The 17,766-nt window shown below is 68.3% G+C and carries 15 protein-coding genes, 1 tRNA gene and 1 other RNA gene; 10 read left to right on the forward strand and 7 right to left on the reverse strand.

All coding sequences use genetic code 11. The features are described from left to right. Positions 1-579 precede the first annotated feature (579 nt). The gene (locus AB0E90_RS17065; RefSeq protein ID WP_360405630.1) at positions 580-921 is read left to right on the forward strand and encodes an STAS domain-containing protein; all 342 of its coding nucleotides are present in this window, start codon (positions 580-582) and stop codon (positions 919-921) included. 244 nt (positions 922-1,165) lie between these two features. Here AB0E90_RS17065 and AB0E90_RS17070 read toward each other — a convergent pair whose 3' ends face one another. From AB0E90_RS17070 to AB0E90_RS17080, 3 genes are all read right to left on the reverse strand, one after another. Continuing rightward, positions 1,166-1,519: a type II toxin-antitoxin system PemK/MazF family toxin gene (locus AB0E90_RS17070; protein WP_360405633.1), complete on the reverse strand. Its 354-nt coding sequence runs from the start codon at positions 1,517-1,519 to the stop codon at positions 1,166-1,168. A 14-nt stretch (positions 1,520-1,533) separates the two neighbouring features. Then, positions 1,534-1,740: a hypothetical protein gene (locus tag AB0E90_RS17075; protein WP_360405636.1), complete on the reverse strand. Its 207-nt coding sequence runs from the start codon at positions 1,738-1,740 to the stop codon at positions 1,534-1,536. A 160-nt stretch (positions 1,741-1,900) separates the two neighbouring features. Beyond that, positions 1,901-1,988, reverse strand: a tRNA-Ser gene (locus AB0E90_RS17080). An 81-nt stretch (positions 1,989-2,069) separates the two neighbouring features. On the opposite strand from AB0E90_RS17080, the gene ffs reads away from it, so the two are divergent. The 9 genes from ffs (at position 2,070) to AB0E90_RS17125 (ending at position 13,231) form a co-directional block, all read left to right on the forward strand. Next, an RNA gene (gene ffs, locus AB0E90_RS17085) (signal recognition particle sRNA small type) lies at positions 2,070-2,166 on the forward strand. A 54-nt stretch (positions 2,167-2,220) separates the two neighbouring features. Next, positions 2,221-5,616, forward strand: a complete 3,396-nt coding sequence (locus AB0E90_RS17090) for a DNA polymerase III subunit gamma and tau (RefSeq protein ID WP_360405639.1) — start codon at positions 2,221-2,223, stop codon at positions 5,614-5,616. A gap of 214 nt (positions 5,617-5,830) precedes the next feature. Further along, positions 5,831-6,139 carry a YbaB/EbfC family nucleoid-associated protein gene (locus tag AB0E90_RS17095; protein ID WP_360406544.1) on the forward strand — a complete coding sequence of 103 codons (309 nt, stop codon included), beginning with the start codon at positions 5,831-5,833 and terminating at the stop codon, positions 6,137-6,139. 4 nt (positions 6,140-6,143) lie between these two features. Continuing rightward, positions 6,144-6,737 (forward strand): recombination mediator RecR, encoded by a 594-nt coding sequence (recR, locus tag AB0E90_RS17100; RefSeq protein WP_360405642.1) that lies wholly within the window; start codon positions 6,144-6,146, stop codon positions 6,735-6,737. 398 nt (positions 6,738-7,135) lie between these two features. Next, positions 7,136-8,140, forward strand: coding sequence for an ABC transporter permease (locus AB0E90_RS17105; protein WP_360405645.1), 1,005 nt, complete (start codon positions 7,136-7,138; stop codon positions 8,138-8,140). A gap of 73 nt (positions 8,141-8,213) precedes the next feature. After that, positions 8,214-9,989: an ABC transporter substrate-binding protein gene (locus AB0E90_RS17110; RefSeq protein WP_360405648.1), complete on the forward strand. Its 1,776-nt coding sequence runs from the start codon at positions 8,214-8,216 to the stop codon at positions 9,987-9,989. Between the two features lie 110 nt (positions 9,990-10,099). Continuing rightward, entirely contained in the window at positions 10,100-11,101 is a 1,002-nt protein-coding gene (locus tag AB0E90_RS17115) for an ABC transporter permease (protein WP_360405651.1), read from the forward strand. Between the two features lie 13 nt (positions 11,102-11,114). After that, a complete protein-coding gene (locus AB0E90_RS17120; protein WP_360405654.1) occupies positions 11,115-12,176 on the forward strand; it encodes an ABC transporter ATP-binding protein in 1,062 nt (353 codons plus the stop codon). Positions 12,177-12,193: 17 nt separating this feature from the next. After that, on the forward strand, positions 12,194-13,231 hold the full coding sequence (locus AB0E90_RS17125; protein ID WP_360405657.1) for a dipeptide ABC transporter ATP-binding protein: 1,038 nt from the start codon (positions 12,194-12,196) through the stop codon (positions 13,229-13,231). Positions 13,232-13,673: 442 nt separating this feature from the next. On the opposite strand, the gene AB0E90_RS17130 is transcribed toward AB0E90_RS17125, so the two are convergent. From AB0E90_RS17130 to AB0E90_RS17145, 4 genes are all read right to left on the reverse strand, one after another. Then, the gene (locus tag AB0E90_RS17130) at positions 13,674-14,231 is read right to left on the reverse strand and encodes a hypothetical protein (protein ID WP_360405660.1); all 558 of its coding nucleotides are present in this window, start codon (positions 14,229-14,231) and stop codon (positions 13,674-13,676) included. Further along, positions 14,225-14,899 carry an HNH endonuclease family protein gene (locus AB0E90_RS17135; protein WP_360405663.1) on the reverse strand — a complete coding sequence of 225 codons (675 nt, stop codon included), beginning with the start codon at positions 14,897-14,899 and terminating at the stop codon, positions 14,225-14,227. The genes AB0E90_RS17130 and AB0E90_RS17135 overlap by 7 nt, the downstream gene beginning before the upstream one ends. 103 nt (positions 14,900-15,002) lie before the next feature. Further along, positions 15,003-16,727, reverse strand: coding sequence for a 2-isopropylmalate synthase (gene leuA / locus AB0E90_RS17140; RefSeq protein ID WP_360405666.1), 1,725 nt, complete (start codon positions 16,725-16,727; stop codon positions 15,003-15,005). Between the two features lie 185 nt (positions 16,728-16,912). Then, entirely contained in the window at positions 16,913-17,701 is a 789-nt protein-coding gene (locus tag AB0E90_RS17145) for a hypothetical protein (RefSeq protein WP_360405669.1), read from the reverse strand. Positions 17,702-17,766 lie beyond the last annotated feature (65 nt).

The raw sequence follows: 17,766 nt of genomic DNA on the forward strand, positions 1-17,766 counted from the left end.
GTAACGCCGTCGTTTCGGCGTCAAGAGGCCTTGGTCATTAGCTGGACCGATTACCAGGCGTGACGACGAGGGGACTGCCCTAATACCTAGGGTGTCGCGCAAGTCACGGGGCCAAAAACCACCGGATCAGACAATGTGCTCTAACCGGCTGGCGAGAAGTTTTCACAAGATTGCCCTACGCCGATATCCGAAATCTGTCCTAGATTTGACACGTGAGAGTTGAGCATCACTGGTGGAATGGTGACGTCCGGGTCGCACGCCGTGACGTCTATGTCCGCACCGACGGCCAAGCCTGGGAGGTCGAAGCCCAGATGGGTGGACCCGAAGGGAAGTCGAAGGTGCAAACGTGTCCGGGCAAGGCCTCGGCTTTGATCCTGGCAGACGCGTGGCGTGGTCCACGCTGGAGTTGGCGCGAGATCTAGCGCCTTGGCCGGCTGCGCCGCTCGCCGTGACAACCATCGGCCAGCCGATATTTTCCGAACGGGCCGGACCTCTTTCGAGGTCCGGCCCGTTCGCGTAGGTCCGGATCGGACCGATTGTCCGGTAGCAATCAGTCGCGTGGATCTAGCGTTTTGTCCCATGCAGGCCACTGTCACCGACCACCGCTGCGATGTCGCGGTGCTGCATCTCAAGGGTGAGTTGGACTCCGAAACGTTCGAGAAGCTCCGCAGCACGCTGGCCGAGTTGCTGGAACGCCCCGTCCCCCGGATCGTCGTCGACCTGACCGACCTGAAGTTCTGCGACTCGGTCGGCTTGAGCGCTTTCATCACGAGTAAGCAGGTGATCACCGCACGCGGAGGCTGGCTGAGCTTCGCCGGCGCCAGCCCGTTCCTGGTGAGGCTCCTGGAAACCGTCGGCCTGAGCCGGTATTTCGCCATCTTCCGCGACGTGGACGACGCGATAGCCGCCGCTCAGCTCTGAGCACCCGTCACACACAGAAGGCCGGACCCGCGCGGGTCCGGCCTTCTGTGATGCAGCTGGCGGAGGATACGAGATTCGAACTCGTGACGGGTTTCCCCCAACACGCTTTCCAAGTCTGCTTCTCCCCGTACGCCGGCATCCGTGGCTGCTTGCGGCCGGCGTCTGAGCGGCCGACGGAACAGTCGTGGTCGCGGGCGGTTAAGCCCGAACGAGACGGAGATTGAGACAGATCGAGGTCGATGTTCTAAGAAGATCGACTCTTGCGTAGCCCCAAGTGCAGAGCCAAGGCGTCGCGTAGCGGCTCGTGCAAGGCCCCCGGGAGCCGGCCCAGGTGCCGACCGATGCGCGCTACATCGACGGCGCGGATCTGTTCGACCTGAACTTTCGACTCCGCGGTGAGGCCTGCCTCGCCCTGGTCAGAGGCGATCAGAACTTGGAACGGATAAACCTTGGTGACGTTGGAGGTGATCGGTGCAACGGTGACGACACCGCGACCGAATCGTTCCGCGGCTCGGTTGGCACCGTCGTTGCTCACGATCACCGCAGGTCTGGCCTTGTTCGCCTCGCTCCCGATGACAGGGTTCAGGTCGACCCACACGATGTCGCCCCACCTCACGAGGAGAGGCCGTCTGAAGTGGCGGTGTCCCATAGCTCTGCATCGGCTGAGTCGCTCCACTCGCTGAACGCCTCAGCGTATTGCTCGGCGAGTTGCCGGTCGCGTAGTAGGGCGACAGCCTCGTGGAGGGCGGCCGACCGGTTCATTCCCTGCTCGTCGAGGAACCTGACATCCTCCTCGGGCAGGCTGACACTTATCTTCATGTGCGGATCCTACCAGCGGTAGCATCAGGGTTGCCACCATCGATGGGTAGCAACAGGCCGATCGGGTAGTACGGGCCGGAGGGCTTCAAGGTTGGTCTTGCGGCTGAATCGAGCACACAGAAAAGGCCGGACGTGCCACGTCCGGCCCTGCCTGTGTCGCTGGCGGAGGATACGAGATTCGAACTCGTGAGGGGTTTCCCCCAACACGCTTTCCAAGCGTGCGCCCTAGGCCACTAGGCGAATCCTCCGTCGGCCAGAATACAGACTTCCCGGACGGGGTTGCGTGCGGGTCCGCGCGCGGCGGTGATCCGGGGTTCGGTAGGCTCCGGGGTAGCCCCTCGTGCGGCGTGTATCTCGTGAACCTCCCCAGGGCCGGAAGGCAGCAAGGATAAGCGGGCTCTGACGGGTGCACGGGGGGTCCTTTGTTTTGGTTCTTGTCGTACCCCCGACGGACAATGGCGCGGTCGTTGAGGAGGGGTAGTGGCACTCGCTCTGTACCGCAAATATCGTCCACGGACCTTTGCTGAGGTCATCGGGCAGGAGCACGTCACCGAGCCGTTGTCGCAGGCACTGCGCAGCGGCCGGTTGCATCACGCCTACCTGTTCTCCGGTCCACGCGGCTGTGGCAAGACGTCCAGCGCCCGCATCCTGGCCCGCTCGCTCAACTGCGAGCAGGGCCCCACGCCCGAGCCGTGCGGGGTGTGCGCCTCGTGCCGCTCGCTGATGAACGACGGCGCCGGCTCGATCGACGTCATCGAGATCGACGCGGCCTCGCACGGTGGCGTCGACGATGCCCGTGACCTGCGGGAAAAGGCGTTCTTCGCGCCCGCCAGCAGTCGTTACAAGATCTACGTCATCGACGAGGCGCACATGGTCTCGCCGGCCGGCTTCAACGCGCTGCTCAAGCTGGTCGAAGAGCCACCGGAATACGTGAAGTTCATCTTCGCCACCACCGAGCCGGAAAAGGTGCTCGGCACCATCCGCTCGCGCACCCACCACTACCCGTTCCGGCTGATCCCGCCGGCCACCCTCCGGCCGTACCTGCAACAGCTCACCGAGGCCGAGGGCGTCCACGTCGAGCCGGCGGTCTTCCCGCTGGTGGTGCGGGCCGGCGGTGGCTCGGCCCGAGACTCGCTGTCGGTTCTCGACCAGCTGATCGCGGGCGCCGGCCCCGACGGGGTGTCCTACGCGCGGGCGGTCGCCCTGCTCGGCGTCACCGACGTCGCCCTGCTCGACGAGATGTGCGACGCGCTGGCCGCCGGCGACGGTGCCGCCGCCTACCGCACGATCGACCGGGTCGCCGAGGCCGGCCACGATCCGCGCCGCTTCGCGTCCGACCTGCTCGAGCGCTTCCGCGATCTGATCATCCTGCAGCAGGTGCCCGACGCGGTCAGCAAGGGCCTGATCGACGGCCCGGCCGACCAGCTCGAGGGGATGAGCGCGCAGGCCGGCCGGCTCGGCCCGGCGACGCTGTCCCGCTGCGCCGACATCGTGCACAACGGCCTGGTCGAGATGCGCGGCACCACCGCGCCGCGGCTGCTGTTGGAGCTGGTCACGGCGCGGATGCTGCTGCCCGGGGCGGAAGACTCGACCGGGGCGCTGCTGCAGCGGCTGGAGCGCATGGAACGGCGGTTCGCGCAGGGCGGTGAGCCCCTTGCCGCCCGCGATGAGCCGGCGCCCGTTTCCGTCTCGCCCGTCTCTGGCGTGCCGGCCGAGGTGGCCGGTCCCGCGGCTGAGCCAGTTTCGGCCGGTGGCGGCGGGAAGGCGGCCGCCCTGGCGGCGGCCAGAGCCGCGGCAGGCGGCCGGAAGTCCGCGTCGAGCACGGGCGCCCGGCGTCCCGCGGCGCCATCGTCGGCTCCCGAGCCGTCGGCTCCCGAGCCGTCGGCTCCCACGTCGGCCGCTCCCGAGCCGTCGGCTCCCACGTCGGCCGCTCCCGCGCCGTCGGCACCCGCGTTGGCCGCGCCCGCGCCACCCGTCGCTCCTGCGCCGTCCGCCGCCGCTCAACCGGTGCCCGCACCGGAAGCGCCGGCCCCGATCGCGCCCGAGCCTTCCGAGGCGGTGACGGCGTCTCGACCCACTGCGCCTCCACCCGGGTCGGCTCAGGCGATCGCTGGGCCGCCCGGCCCGCCGGCGGAGACGGCTGAGTCGATGCTGCCCTCGTCGGAGCACGACTTCGACGACGAGCCGCCGTGGGACGACGAGCCCGAGTTCGAACCTGCCGCTGAGCAGACCCGGCCACTGCCGTCAGCCCGCCCGGCGCCCGATCCGGAGGCCGAGAGGCCGACGCCCGACTTGGCCGAGACTTCGCCGCACCGCGCGGCGGCGGGTCCGGAAGCCGAGACCTCGCCGCAGCGGCCGGTGCCCCCTCCGGAAGCCGAGACCTCGCCGCAGCGGCCGGTGCCCCCTCCGGAGGCTGAGACTTCGCCGCAGCGGCCGGCGCCGGTGCAGGCCCGGTCGTCGGAGATGGCCGGTCTGCTGCCGGACGCCCCGGAGGAGCCGGGTGCCGCCGCGGTCGCCGATGTTCCCGATCAGCCGGCGGTGGAAGAAGTGCGCTCGCGGTGGGCGGAGATCACCGCCGCGGTCAAGAAGCAGCCGAGTGGCAAGGCCCCCGGCGCGATGGCCGACAACGCCGTGGTCCGGGCGATCGAGGGCGACACGGTGGTGCTTCTCTTCCAGCACCAGGCCCACGCCGACCGGGTCGGCGAGTCGGCGGCGATGTTCGTCGACGCGCTCTACGAGGAGCACGGCTACCGGTGGCAGATCCGTTGTGAGGTGGGCGGGCCCGGCGGCGCGACTCCTCCGCGCGCTCCGGCCCGTCGCGAGGCGCCGCCGAACAGCGGCCGTCCCCCGTCGCGAAACGAGAACGTCCGCGAGACCGCGCGGGCCCAGGTGTCGACCGCGCCGCGAGCCGCCTCCGGCGCGCAGCAGTCGCAGGCAGCTGCCGCTCGGCCGCCGCAGGCTCGCCGCCAAGAAACAGAATCGCCCTCCGGTGGCGACGACGACTGGCCAGAGCCGGCCAAACCGGGTGGACTGACGACGGCACCGGCTCCGGTGACCCCGGAAGCGGTCGTCGACGACGAGGAAGACTGGCCGGAGGTCCACCCCGTCGGGGTCGCCGCCGCTGCGCCTCAGGCCGCTGCGCCTCAGGCCGCTGCGCCTCAGGCCGCTGCGCCTCAGGCCGCCGCGTCTGCGGCCCTTGTGCCTGGGGCCGCCGCGCCCGAGGCCCCCGCGCCGCCGCCGACGACGAGCGACGACTATCCGGGCGCCGGTGATGGCCGCCAGGCGCAGGCCGGCTCAATTGCGGTCGTTCCCGAGCCGTCCACCGACGATCGCCGTGGTGAACCCGCTGAAGCGGAACCCGCTGAAGCGGCTCCGGCCGCACCCAGCGGCGCCTCGGGTGGTTTCCCGGCCCAACCGCCTGCCCAAGCGCAGGGTGCGGGCTTGGCCGCTGCGCGGCAGGCCGCCGGTCGTCCGGCGGCCGGCTCGGCTCGTTCCGTACCGCCCGCCACGGCTTCGCCTGCTGCTTCCGGGGCGGGCGCCGCCGCGGCTGCTCGCGCTGCGGCCAATGCCACCGGCCGGGGCGGCGGCGGGCTGGCGGCCGCCCGGGCCGCTGCGGCGCGTCAACCGACAGGCCGCCCGGCTGCCGGAGCGGCGGCGGGGGCGACTAAAGCCTGGACGGATGGCTCGCCCACCGAGGAAGCGCCGTACGACCCGGAGTTCGACGGGCCGCCGAAGGCCGGCTTCGAGGGCTTCGACCCGGGTGACGAACCGCTGGACGACGTGATCGACGAGAAGACGGCCCGTGAAAGCAGCGAACAACAGGCCATGAGACTCCTGCAGGAAGTGCTCGGCGCGGAGAAGATCGGCGAGAGCTGACACGGCGGTCAGAGCGGGGGTGCCCCTCTGGCCGGCGCCGGGCCTGCGGCGGCTGAGCGGCCGCTGGGTGGCGTGTGGCCGATGGGGACACTGAGGCGGCTACGCTGGGCGGCGATCGGCGCGATTGGCGTTGGCCGCCGGGTGGGTAGACACGGCTGAAACCCGGTGACTTTGAGTTCGAGGAGTGGCAATGCGGCCCGGTGGACAGCCGAACATGCAGCAGATCATGAAGCAGGCCCAGAAGATGCAGCAGCAGGTGGCTCAGGCTCAGGCCGAGCTCGCCGAGGCCGAGCTGACCGGGAGCGCCGGCGGCGGCCTGGTCAGTGTGGTCATGACCGGGCTGGGCGAGGTCAAGTCCGTGCGCATCGACCCGAAGGCCATCGACCCGGACGACGTCGAGGCGCTGGAGGACCTGGTGCTTGCCGCCATCCGCAACGCGGCCGAGGCGCAGCGCGAGCTGACCGAGGCCAAGATGGGCCCGGCCACCGGTGGCCTCGGCGGCCTGACCCTGCCAGGGTTCTGACCCGGTGTACGAAGGTGCCATCCAGGACCTGATCGACGAGCTGGGGCGGCTCCCGGGCGTGGGCCCGAAGAGCGCCCAGCGGATCGCCTTCCACGTCCTCTCGGCCGACCCGGCCGACGTCAACCGGCTCGCCACCGCCCTGCGCAAGGTGAAGGAGCTGGTCCGCTTCTGCACGACCTGCTTCAACGTGGCCGAGTCGGAGCTGTGCCGGGTCTGCCGCGACACCCGCCGTTCGAACGACGTGCTCTGCGTGGTCGAGGAGCCCAAGGACGTGGTGGCGATCGAGCGGACCGGTGAGTTCCGCGGGCGCTATCACGTGCTCGGTGGGGCGATCAACCCGCTCGAGGGCATCGGGCCGGACAATCTGCGCATCCGTGAGCTGCTTCTGCGGATCGGGACCGGTGAGATCAAGGAGTTGATTCTCGCCACAGACCCGAACACGGAGGGTGAGGCGACGGCGACCTATCTCGCCCTGATGATCAAACCGATGGGGATCTCGGTCACCCGTTTGGCGAGTGGTCTACCAGTGGGCGGCGACCTGGAGTACGCCGATGAGATCACTCTCGGTCGAGCATTCGAGGGACGCCGCGCTATTTAGATCAACGCCGCGTAACCCAACTGTAACGGCACGCACGTGTTTTAGTCCGGATTAGCTAGATCCGATCCGTCTGACGCGGTAGTTTCCGTTTGGTCGGTGCCACAGGTCACAGCCGTATCACGAGGGAGACACGGAACTGACCGTGTGCGGTCCGTGAACTTGACCGAGGCACCGCATTAGGTGAATGTTCCTTGCGATGGCGGCACCCCCGCCGTCGAGTGCCTTCGTGGGGCGGACTCATCTGACCGCAACGACGAGGGTCGGCACTCGAGGCACGAGACAACCGATCGGTTGGCCGGATGCTGCGGGAGCCATCGCCTACGGCCGCCCTCGCTGGCGTGCTGCTGGGCTGTGAGCTGCCCGCTTTGCGCTGGTCACCGGGAGAGGACCGGCGCTAGATGTCGCTTGGCCCGGAGACGTCGCTCCATGATGAGTCGACGCCCACCGCCGACGCGGCTCAGGAGCGAGGCACGAGCGAAAAAGCGATCGCCGGGCGGTCGCTCAAGCAAATCGCTTGGCGGCGGCTGAAGAAAGACCGCGTTGCGGTCGGCGGCGGCGTCGTCATCCTCGTCCTGATCGTGATCGCGATCCTCGCCCCGTTGCTGATCAAGCTGCTCGGGCATCCGTTCGACGAGTACCACAACGACAAGGTCGATGCGACGCTGAGCCTGCCGATCGGCAAGCTGGGCGGCATCTCGAAGGATTTCATCCTCGGCGTGGAACCGGTCAACGGCCGGGACATCTTCAGCCGCATCGTCTACGGTGCGCAGACCACGCTGACCGTCGCCTTCCTGTCGGCCTTCCTGTCGACGATCCTCGGCGTGCTGTTCGGCATGAGCGCCGGCTTCCTCGGCGGCTGGGTCGACTCGATCATCAGCCGCATCATGGACTTCCTGCTGGCCTTCCCGCAGCTGCTGTTCTCGATCGCGCTGGTCTCGGTGCTGCCGCAGACGATGTTCGGCTTCAACAGTCGATGGTCGCGAACACTCGTGCTGATCGCGGTGATCGGGTTCTTCGGCTGGCCGTACATCGGCCGGATCGTTCGCGGTCAGACGCTCTCGCTGCGTGAGCGCGAGTTCGTGGAGGCGTCGCGGAGTCTGGGTGCGCGCTCGCCGCGGATCCTGTTCCGCGAGATGCTGCCGAACCTGGCGGCGCCGATCCTCGTCTACACGACGCTGATCATTCCGACCAACATCCTCACCGAGGCGGCGTTGAGCTTCCTCGGCGTCGGCATCCCGCCGCCCTTCCCGTCCTGGGGTGGCATGCTCTCGGACGCGCTTCAGTTCTATCGGTACGACCCAATGTTCATGATCATCCCAGGCGCGATGATCTTCATTACCGTGCTGGCGTTCAACCTGTTCGGCGACGGCCTGCGCGATGCACTCGATCCGAAGGCCCGCTGAGTAGTCGAAGCGGTTCCATCGCATGAATCTCGGCGACTCCCGCAGGTCGCCGTCCAAGAAGGTAGGAGTTTAGGTGGCAGGCAAGACGAAGGTGATGTTGGCCGCGACGGCCGCAATCACATTGGGACTGACCGCCGCATGCGGTGGCGGTTCCGACGACAACAAGAGCGATGACAGCTCGTCGAGCACCGGTGCGGCCTTCAACGCGGCGGCGACCAAGGTCGTCAACGCGAGCGACAAGAAGGGCGGCACCCTCAACCTGTGGAGCCCCCAGGACGCTGACTCTTTCGACCCGGCGATCTCGTACTACGCCTGGACGATCAACATGAACCGGCTCTACAGCCGGACCCTGATGACCTACACGCCGAAGCCCGGCGCTGACGGCCTTATCCTGACCCCGGACCTGGCCTCGGCCGCCCCGGAGGTCAGCGCGGACGGCAAGACCTACACCTTCAAGCTGAAGAGTGGCATCAAGTTCGACGATGGCACCGCGATCACCTCGAAGGACATCAAGTACGGCATCGAGCGCATCTTCGCGCAGGACGTCGTCCCCGGTGGTCCGCTGTACCTGACGGACGAACTGGACCAGGGCCAGAAGTACACGGGCCCGTACAAGGACACCGACCCGAACAAGCTGGGCCTGAAGACCGTCGAGACGCCGGACGACTCGACGATCGTCTTCCACCTGGCGAACGCGAACGCGAACTTCCCGTACGAGCTGGCCCTGCCGGGCGGCGCCCCGGTTCCGCAGAAGCGGGACACCGGCGCCAAGTACGGCCTGGCCCCGGCCTCCTCGGGCCCGTACAAGTTCGAGAGCATCGAGCCGGGCAAGGGCGCGACCCTGGTGCGCAACACCAACTGGGACGCGACGACCGACACGGTCCGCAAGGCTCTGCCGGACAAGATCACCCTCACGATCACCACGAACGCTGAGGACATGGACTCGCGCCTGCTCGCCGGCACGGCGGACATGGACGCGAGCCAGAGCGGTGTGGCCACCCAGGCGCGCACCCAGATCCTGACCGACGAGAAGCTCAAGGCGAACGCCGCGAACCCGAACAACGGCTTCATCCGGTACGCCGCGATCTCGCAGAACGTCGCGCCGTTCGACAACATCGAGTGCCGCAAGGCGGTCGTGTACGCCTCTGACCCGACCACGCTGCAGACCGCCCGTGGCGGCCCGGTGGCCGGTGGCGACATTGCGACCAACATGCTGCCCCCGAACATCCTCGGTGCCGACAAGAGCTACGACCCGTACGGTCGCGCGCAGGGCAAGCCGCAGGTGGACAAGGCCAAGGCGGCCCTGACCGCGTGTGGCAAGCCGACCGGCTTCGACACCAAGATCGCGGTCCGGAACAACAAGCCGGCCGAGATCGCGACCGCGACCGCCCTCCAGGCGGCGCTGAAGACCGTTGGCATCAACGCGTCGATCGAGCAGTACGACGGCTCGCAGATCGCCACCGTTGTCGGCTCGCCGAACAACGTGCACAAGAAGGGCTACGGCATCATGATCGCCGGCTGGGGTGCTGACTTCCCCACCGGCTACGGATACCTCGCCCCGCTGGCGTCGAGCAAGTTCCTCGCGGCGAACGGCAACTACAACCTTCCCGAGATCAAGGACCAGGCGATCGACGATCTGTTCGCCAAGGGCCTGGCCGAGAAGGACGCCACCGCGGCCGGCACGGACTACCAGGAAGCCAACAAGAAGGTCATGGACGGCTTCTACTACCTGCCGTTCGTGTTCGACAAGGCGCTCAACTACTACAACCCGCGGCTGACGAACGTGTACTTCCACTCCGGCCTGGCCATGGTGGACTTCGCGTCGCTCGGCGTCAGCGACGGCAAGTAATCCGCTCGCTGTAGCAACGGGTAAATCGAAGGGCAGGTGAAGGCCGCCCCCGCTGGGCGGGTGCCGAGTTCGCAAGAGCTCGGCGCCCGCCCGGTATCCGGCCGAAAGTCGTGGTGGCATACCTCATCCGGCGGCTGATCAATGCCGTCGTGACGCTGCTCGTGGTCACACTCGTGACTTTCGGCGTCTTCTTCCTAGTGCCAAAAGCCACCGGTAGTGATCCGGCGCTGTTGTACATCGGCAAGCAGGCCGACCCGATCGCGGTCGAGGGCATCCGGACGAAGCTCGGGCTCAACGACCCGATCATCGTGCAGTACTGGAAGTTCTTGAAGGGCATCGTGGCCGGCCGGGACTACTCCAACGGCCCGGACATCACGCACTGCTCGGCGCCCTGCCTCGGGTACACCTTCAAGACCAATCAGGAGGTGTGGCCGATTCTGATCCACGCCCTCCCGATCACCATCTCGCTCGCCATCGGCGCCGCCGTGATCTGGGTGCTGATGGGCGTGCTCTTCGGCGTGATCTCCGCGCTGCGGCGCGGCACCATCTGGGACCGCACGGTGATGACGATTGCGCTGGCCGGCGTGTCGCTGCCGATCTACTTCACCGGCCTGCTCGCGCTGAGCATCTTCGTCTACGGCTTGGGTTGGTTGCCGAACGCGGACTACACCCCGTTCTTCGACAATCCAGCCAAGTGGTTCACCGGGTTGCTGATGCCGTGGGTGACGCTGGCGTTCCTGTTCGCCGCCACCTATGCCCGATTGACCCGGGCCAACATGCTCGAGACCCTCGGTGAGGACTACATCCGCACCGCACGGGCCAAGGGCCTGAAGGAGCGCACGGTCATCGGCAAGCACGGCCTCCGATCCGGTCTGACCCCCCTGGTCACCGTCTTCGGCCTCGACCTGGGCGCGCTGCTCGGCGGCGCGATCCTCACCGAGGCGGTCTTCAACCTGCGCGGTCTCGGTTACTGGGCGCTGAACGGCATTCGCACCAACGACTTGCCGACCATCCTCGGTGTGACCCTGTTCGCCGCGTTCTTCATTGTCATCATGAACCTGATCGTCGACCTGCTCTACGGCGTCATCGACCCGCGCGTGCGGCTGGGCTGAGGGAGGAAACCGCATGTCCATCAGCTCCTCCATCGGCGCAAACCAGCGGCCATTCCTCGAGGTAAAAGACCTCACCATCCGTTTCGAGACCGACGACGGCATCGTCCAGGCGGTCTCCGGCTCGTCGTTCACGCTGGAGAAGGGCGAGACCCTCGGCATCGTGGGCGAGTCCGGCTCCGGCAAGAGCGTCACCTCGCTCGGCGTCCTCGGCCTGCACCGCACCCGCAGCAACGCCAAGGTCACCGGCGAGATCTGGCTCGACGACGAAGAGCTGATCACCGCCGCCGACGAGAAGGTTCGCCTGCTGCGCGGCGGCAAGATGGCGATGATCTTTCAGGACCCGCTGAGCGCCATGCACCCGTACTTCACCGTCGGGTCGCAGATCGTCGAGGCGTACCGGGTGCACCACCCCGGGACGAACAAGAAGGTGGCCCGCGAGCGGGCGATCGACATGCTCGCCCGGGTCGGCATCCCGCAGCCGGAGCGTCGCTTCAACGACTACGCCCACCAGTTCTCGGGCGGCATGCGGCAGCGCGCCATGATCGCGATGGCGCTGGTCAACGACCCGCAACTGCTGATCGCGGACGAGCCCACCACGGCGCTCGACGTGACCGTGCAGGCGCAGATCCTTGACCTGATCCGGGACCTGCAGGAGGAATTCGGCTCGGCGGTCATCATGATCACCCATGACCTGGGCGTGGTGGCCGAGCTGGCCGACGAGGTCCTGGTGATGTACGGCGGAAAGATCATCGAGAAGGGCCCGGCGCTCGACGTATTCCAGAACCCGCAGCACCCGTACACCTGGGGTCTGCTTGGTTCGATGCCGCGTCTGGACCGGGACGTCCGCGAGCGGCTGACGCCGGTCAAGGGCACCCCGCCGAGCCTGATCAATCTCCCGGACGGCTGTGCCTTCCACCCGCGGTGCCCCTACGCCGGGCGCAACGGCAACCGGTCCTTCACCGATGTGCCGCTGCTGCGCGACGCCGGGCTCGGCGGCGAACACCTGGTCGCCTGCCACCTGCCCCCGGAAGAGCGCACCAAGATCTTCCAGCAGGAAGTTCTGCCGAACCTCTGAGCGGAGGAAGGAAAACGATGAGCGAGAACCTGCTCGAGGTGTCGGGGCTGGAGAAGCACTTCCCGATCACGAAGGGTCTGTTCCGGCGGCAGGTCGGCGCCGTGCGTGCGGTCGACGGTATCGATCTGCAGGTGCGGGCGGGCGAGACACTGGGTCTGGTGGGTGAGTCCGGCTGTGGCAAGTCCACTACCGGCCGGCTGTTCACCCGCATCCTGGAGCCGACCGCCGGCAAGATCATTTTTGATGGCAAGGACATCAGCCACCGGTCCGTCTCGCAGCTGCGGCCGCTGCGCCGCGACATCCAGATGATCTTCCAGGACCCGTTCTCGTCGCTGAACCCGCGGCACACGGTCGGGTCGATCATCGCGGCGCCGCTGCAGATCCAGAGCATCCCCACCCCGCAGGGCACCAAGAAGGCCGTGCAGGAGCTGCTCGAACTGGTCGGGCTCAACCCCGAGCACTACAACCGCTATCCGCACGAGTTCTCCGGCGGCCAGCGCCAGCGCATCGGCATCGCCCGCGCGCTCGCCCTGCGGCCCAAGATGATCGTCGCGGACGAGCCGGTGTCGGCGCTCGACGTGTCGATCCAGGCCCAGGTCGTCAACCTGCTCGACGACCTGCAGCGCGAGTTCGACCTGACCTACGTCTTCATCGCGCACGACCTGTCGGTGGTCCGGCACATCTCGGACCGGGTCGCGGTCATGTACCTCGGCAAGGTCGTGGAGATCGCCGAACGGGACGAGCTCTACCGGAACCCGCGCCACCCGTACACCGTGGCGCTGATGTCGGCCGTCCCGGTGCCGGACCCGGCCCGGCGCGACCGCGCGCAGCGCGAACGCGTGCTCCTCACCGGCGACGTGCCCAGCCCGATCAACCCGCCGTCCGGTTGCCGCTTCCGCACCCGCTGCTGGAAGGCGCAGGACATCTGCGCCGCGGAAGAGCCGCCGCTGGTCACCCGCCTGGACGACCCCGAGTCGCACCAGACCGCGTGCCACTTCCCGGTCGTCGAGGACGAGTTGGTGGTCGGCCGGAAGCCCGCTTCGACACCGGCCTGACTCCGGTCCGGCGGCTTGCTTCAGCGCCGGCTCAATTCAAATCCAGCGATACGCGGAGCATCGCACTCGCCGGACCGGGCAGTCCCCGGCCCGACGGGTGCGCAAGCCCTCATGACCCCCACGCCAAGCGGCGCGCCTCCAGCCCGCAGCGATTCGCCCGGCCGGGCCAGCGCGGGTGTGGATCTAGGCGAGTTGCTGTGTGGAGGTCGCGCCAACTCGCCAAGATCGCTATTTCCGGTCCGGGTCGCGGCGAGTCGCATCCGCCGGGCCCGCGCGGGTGTGGATCTAGGCGAGTTGCTGTGCGGAGGTCGCGCCAACTCGCCAAGATCGCCATTTCCGGTCCGGGCCGCGGCGAGTCGCATCCACCGGGCCCGCGCGGGTGTGGATCTAGGCGAGTTACTGTGCGGAGGTCGCGCCAACTCGCCAAGATCGCCCTTCTGGATCAGCCTTCGGGGCGGTTCAGGATGCCTACCGCGACCTGGTGGATGGCGGCGGCGTCGGCCGGGTCTTTGATCTTGGTCTTGGCGCCGGTGACCACGTACCACTCGTCGGCTTCCTTGTATTGCACCCGCACAACGACGTCGTTGCCGCTGACCTCGGTCTTCAGCGTCAAATCGCCGGTGACCACGCCGACCTCATCGGTCATGACGCCGCCCTGACCCGCCGTGATGTCGGTCGTAAGCGCCGGCGCGGCGGTGGCGGTATCGGCTTTATCGGATTTGTCGCCCGCGGGGCCAGCGGCCGGCGTTGCCGCAGCGGGTGCGGCAGCGGGCGCGGCTTCGACCGGGGCGGCGGGGGCGGCTTCGACCGGGGCGGCGGGTGCCGCAGAGACCGGGGCCGCGGGCGCGGCGTTTGACGGCGCTGCGGGCGCGGCGTTGGGCGGGGCGGCTTTGGGCGGGGCGGCTTTGGGCGGGGCGGGTTTGGGCGGGGCGGCCGGCCGGATGGACGCGGCTGGCTCGGGCGGGGTGGAGCCGGTGGGAGCGGGGTCGCTCATCAGCACTTCTCCAGCATGTCGGCGAGGGCGGTCTTCTCCTTGGTGAGGATCGTGAGTTTCCACTTGGTCTTCACCGCGATCCAGTCTTCCGCATACTCGCACCACGCGCTGCTGTCGGTCGGCTTCCAGGTCGACGGATCCTGGTCGCCCTTGGACCGGTTGGACGACGCCGACACCGCGACCAGCTGCGGATCGTCGAGGTCGTTCGCGAACGCCTTGCGCTGATCGGTGGTCCACGCCGCGGCGCCGGAACGCCAGGCATTGGCCAGCGGCACCACGTGGTCGATGTCCACCTGGGCCGGCACGGTGATCGTCTTGCCGTCGTAGACGCTCTTCCAGGTGCCGGCGACCACGTTGCAGCCGGAGAACTTCACCTTGGTGCCGTCCCGCTTGAGCACCGAGTCACGGGTGTCGCAGTTGCTGCCGGTGCTGATCCAGTGCGGGAACTTCTCCCGGCTGTAGCCCGTCATCTTGCCGGCCGTGGCCACCTTCAGCTTGTCCAGCTGGGCTTTGGCACTGGCGGCCGAACCGGCCCCCGACCCGGATCCGGACGTGGTGGCGGTGTCGGTCGGGAACGGGCCGACATCAATTTTGACTTGGTCGCACGCGGTGGTGGCGAGGGTCAGGGCGGCGGCGGCGAGGAACAGGGTCCATCGAGGAGCATGAGGGGGCACCGCCTGAGCCTAAGGGCGCAGTGCCCGATGTGTCCGAGTCGATCACCCGTGGGTGGATCATCCCGCGCGCCGACGCGGCGGCGCGCGGGATGCCCTGAAAACCTCAGCGAGCGCGGTTGATCGCGCTGGTCACGGCCTTGATCGAGGCGCTCACGATGTTCGCGTCGATGCCGACACCCCACACTGTGCGGTCGCCGACCTCGACCTCGACGTACGCCGCGGCCTGCGCGTCGCCGCCCGCGGTCATCGCGTGCTCCTGGTAGTCCAGCACCCGGGCCTGCACCCCCAGCGGGGCCACGGCCTGCACGAACGCGTCGATCGGGCCGTTGCCGACCCCCAGCAGCGGACGCCGGACGCCGCGGTGGAAGACCTCCAGGTCGATCTCGACCTTGCCGTCCACGGTGGCCGTGCTGTAGCCCTCGATCTTGAAGGCCGCCGCCACCTGGTGCTCGATCAGGTATTCGGCCGCGAAGATGTCCCACATCTCCTGCGGCGAGACCTCGCCGCCCTCTTCGTCGGTGTGGTGCTGCACGACGCCGGAGAACTCGATCTGCAGGCGCCGCGGCATGTCGAGCTTGTGCTCTTCCTTCATGATGTACGCCACGCCGCCCTTGCCGGACTGCGAGTTGACCCGGATGACCGCCTCGTAGCTGCGGCCCAGGTCCTTCGGGTCGACCGGCAGGTAGGGAACGCCCCAGGTGAACGCGTCGATCTCGGTGCCGGCCGCGTCGGCGTCGGCCTGCAGCGCCGCGAAGCCCTTCTTGATCGCATCCTGGTGCGACCCGGAGAACGCGGTGTAGACCAGGTCACCCACGTACGGGTGACGCTCGTGCACCGGCAGCTGGTTGCAGTACTCGACCGTACGTTTGATCTCGTCGATCTGAGAGAAGTTGATCATTGGGTCGATGCCCTGCGAGAACAGGTTCAGGCCCAGGGTGACCAGGTCGACGTTGCCGGTGCGCTCGCCGTTGCCGAACAGGCAGCCCTCGATGCGGTCGGCACCGGCCAGCAGGCCCAGCTCGGCAGCGGCCACCGCGGTGCCCCGGTCGTTGTGCGGGTGCAGCGACAGCACCACCGACTCGCGGCGGGGCAGGTGGCGGTGCATCCACTCGATCGAGTCGGCGTAGACGTTCGGGGTGGCCATCTCGACCGTGGCCGGCAGATTGATGATCAGCGGCCGGTCCGGGGTCGGATCGATCACGTCGATGACGGCCGAGCAGACCTCCAGCGCGTACTCCAGCTCGGTGCCCGTGTAGGACTCCGGCGAGTATTCGTAGAAGATCTCGGTGTCCGGGGTGTGGATCTCGGCGTACTTCTGGCAGAACCGGGCGCCGCTGGTGGCGATGTCGGTGATGCCGTCCTTGTCCAGCCCGAAGACGACCCGCCGCTGCAGCACCGACGTCGAGTTGTAGAAGTGCACGATCGCCCGCTTGGCACCGCGCAGCGACTCGAAGGTGCGCTCGATCAGGTGTTCCCGGCACTGGGTCAGCACCTGGACGGTGACGTCGTCCGGGATCAGGTCCTGCTCGATCAGCTGGCGGATGAAGTCGTAGTCGGTCTGCGACGCCGCCGGGAAGCCGACCTCGATCTCCTTGTAGCCCATCTGTACCAGCAGCATGAACATGCGCTTCTTGCGCTCGGGGGACATCGGGTCGATCAGGGCCTGGTTGCCGTCACGCAGGTCGACCGCGCACCAGCGGGGCGCTACCTCGGTGACCTTCGCCGGCCACTGCCGGTCGGACAGGTCGACGGCGAACTGCTTCTGGTACGGCACGTAGCGCTCGAACGGCATGGCGCTAGGACGCTGAGTGTCGAAGGAGTTGGACATGTGGATGCTCCTGAAAGGGCGAGACCTGGGAGGCGGGCGCGCGTCAACTCCGCGACGAGGTGCCGGCCTGGGATGGGGCCTCGTCGCGGCAGCGAAGAAGGAGTGCCTGCCACATGTCAAAAATGACCCTACGTGATCAACTCGAACGTCGCTAACTCTACGCCCGGATCGTGGGAACGCCGGGGTCAGGCCGACGGCGCGAGGCTGGTGGGCAGCTGATTCGGGTCGGGCGGGGCGGGTGCGTCCAGGCCCATCGCCGGGCCGGGCGACTCGGGGCCGGGCAGCGGCACCGTGGCCGGGCCGGCCACCTGGCTGACCAGCTTGAGCACGCCGAAGCCGACCCGGGCCGCGGTCAGCACGCCGTCGTTGGCGTAGCAGTAGATGCCGACGTCGACCGGCGCCTTGATCGACGCGGCGATCGAGTCGACCGAATAACAGGTGCCCTGCGCGCCGGACAGTGGCTGGACCTCGGTCACCGAGAGCGCCGACTGCCGGTCGCGAAAGACCGGCAGCCAGAGCCGGAACAGCCGCTCCACCTGGGGCGAGTTGTCCTTCGGCACCTTCTTGCCGGCCGCCGCGACCTTCACGCAGCTGGGCGTGACCGGGTTGTTCGGCGAGGCGACCGTGCACTGATAGGTGCCGGCGGCGGTGGAGACGATCGACACGTCGGTGGTGCCGTCGTACATGCCGTCGCTCACATCGACACGCCAGGTGCCGTCGGCGGCGATGGTGGCGACCACGTTGTGCTGCCGGCCGTCGCCGTCGTCGTCGAGCGTGTAGAGAGCCGCGTACGCCTTGTCCTGGGCCTGTGCCGCCTTCGCGGCCAGGTCGGTGCGGGCGTCGAGCGCGTCGGCGTTGCCGGTCGGCGCGGCCGAGGTGGAGGGTGTGGGTGTCACGGCGGGCTCGCCGCCGCAGGCCGCCACGCCACCCAACATCAGCAGGGCGGCGGCGGCAGGCAGCAGGCGGGTGCGCACCGAGACATTCTCGCCTCCGCGGGCCGAACCGGGCGGTGTCGGGCGTCTGGCGTGTCGCGGCCGGG

Origin of the sequence: Actinoplanes sp. NPDC026619 (assembly GCF_040638295.1) — a bacterium.
In the GTDB taxonomy this organism is placed as follows: domain Bacteria; phylum Actinomycetota; class Actinomycetes; order Mycobacteriales; family Micromonosporaceae; genus Actinoplanes.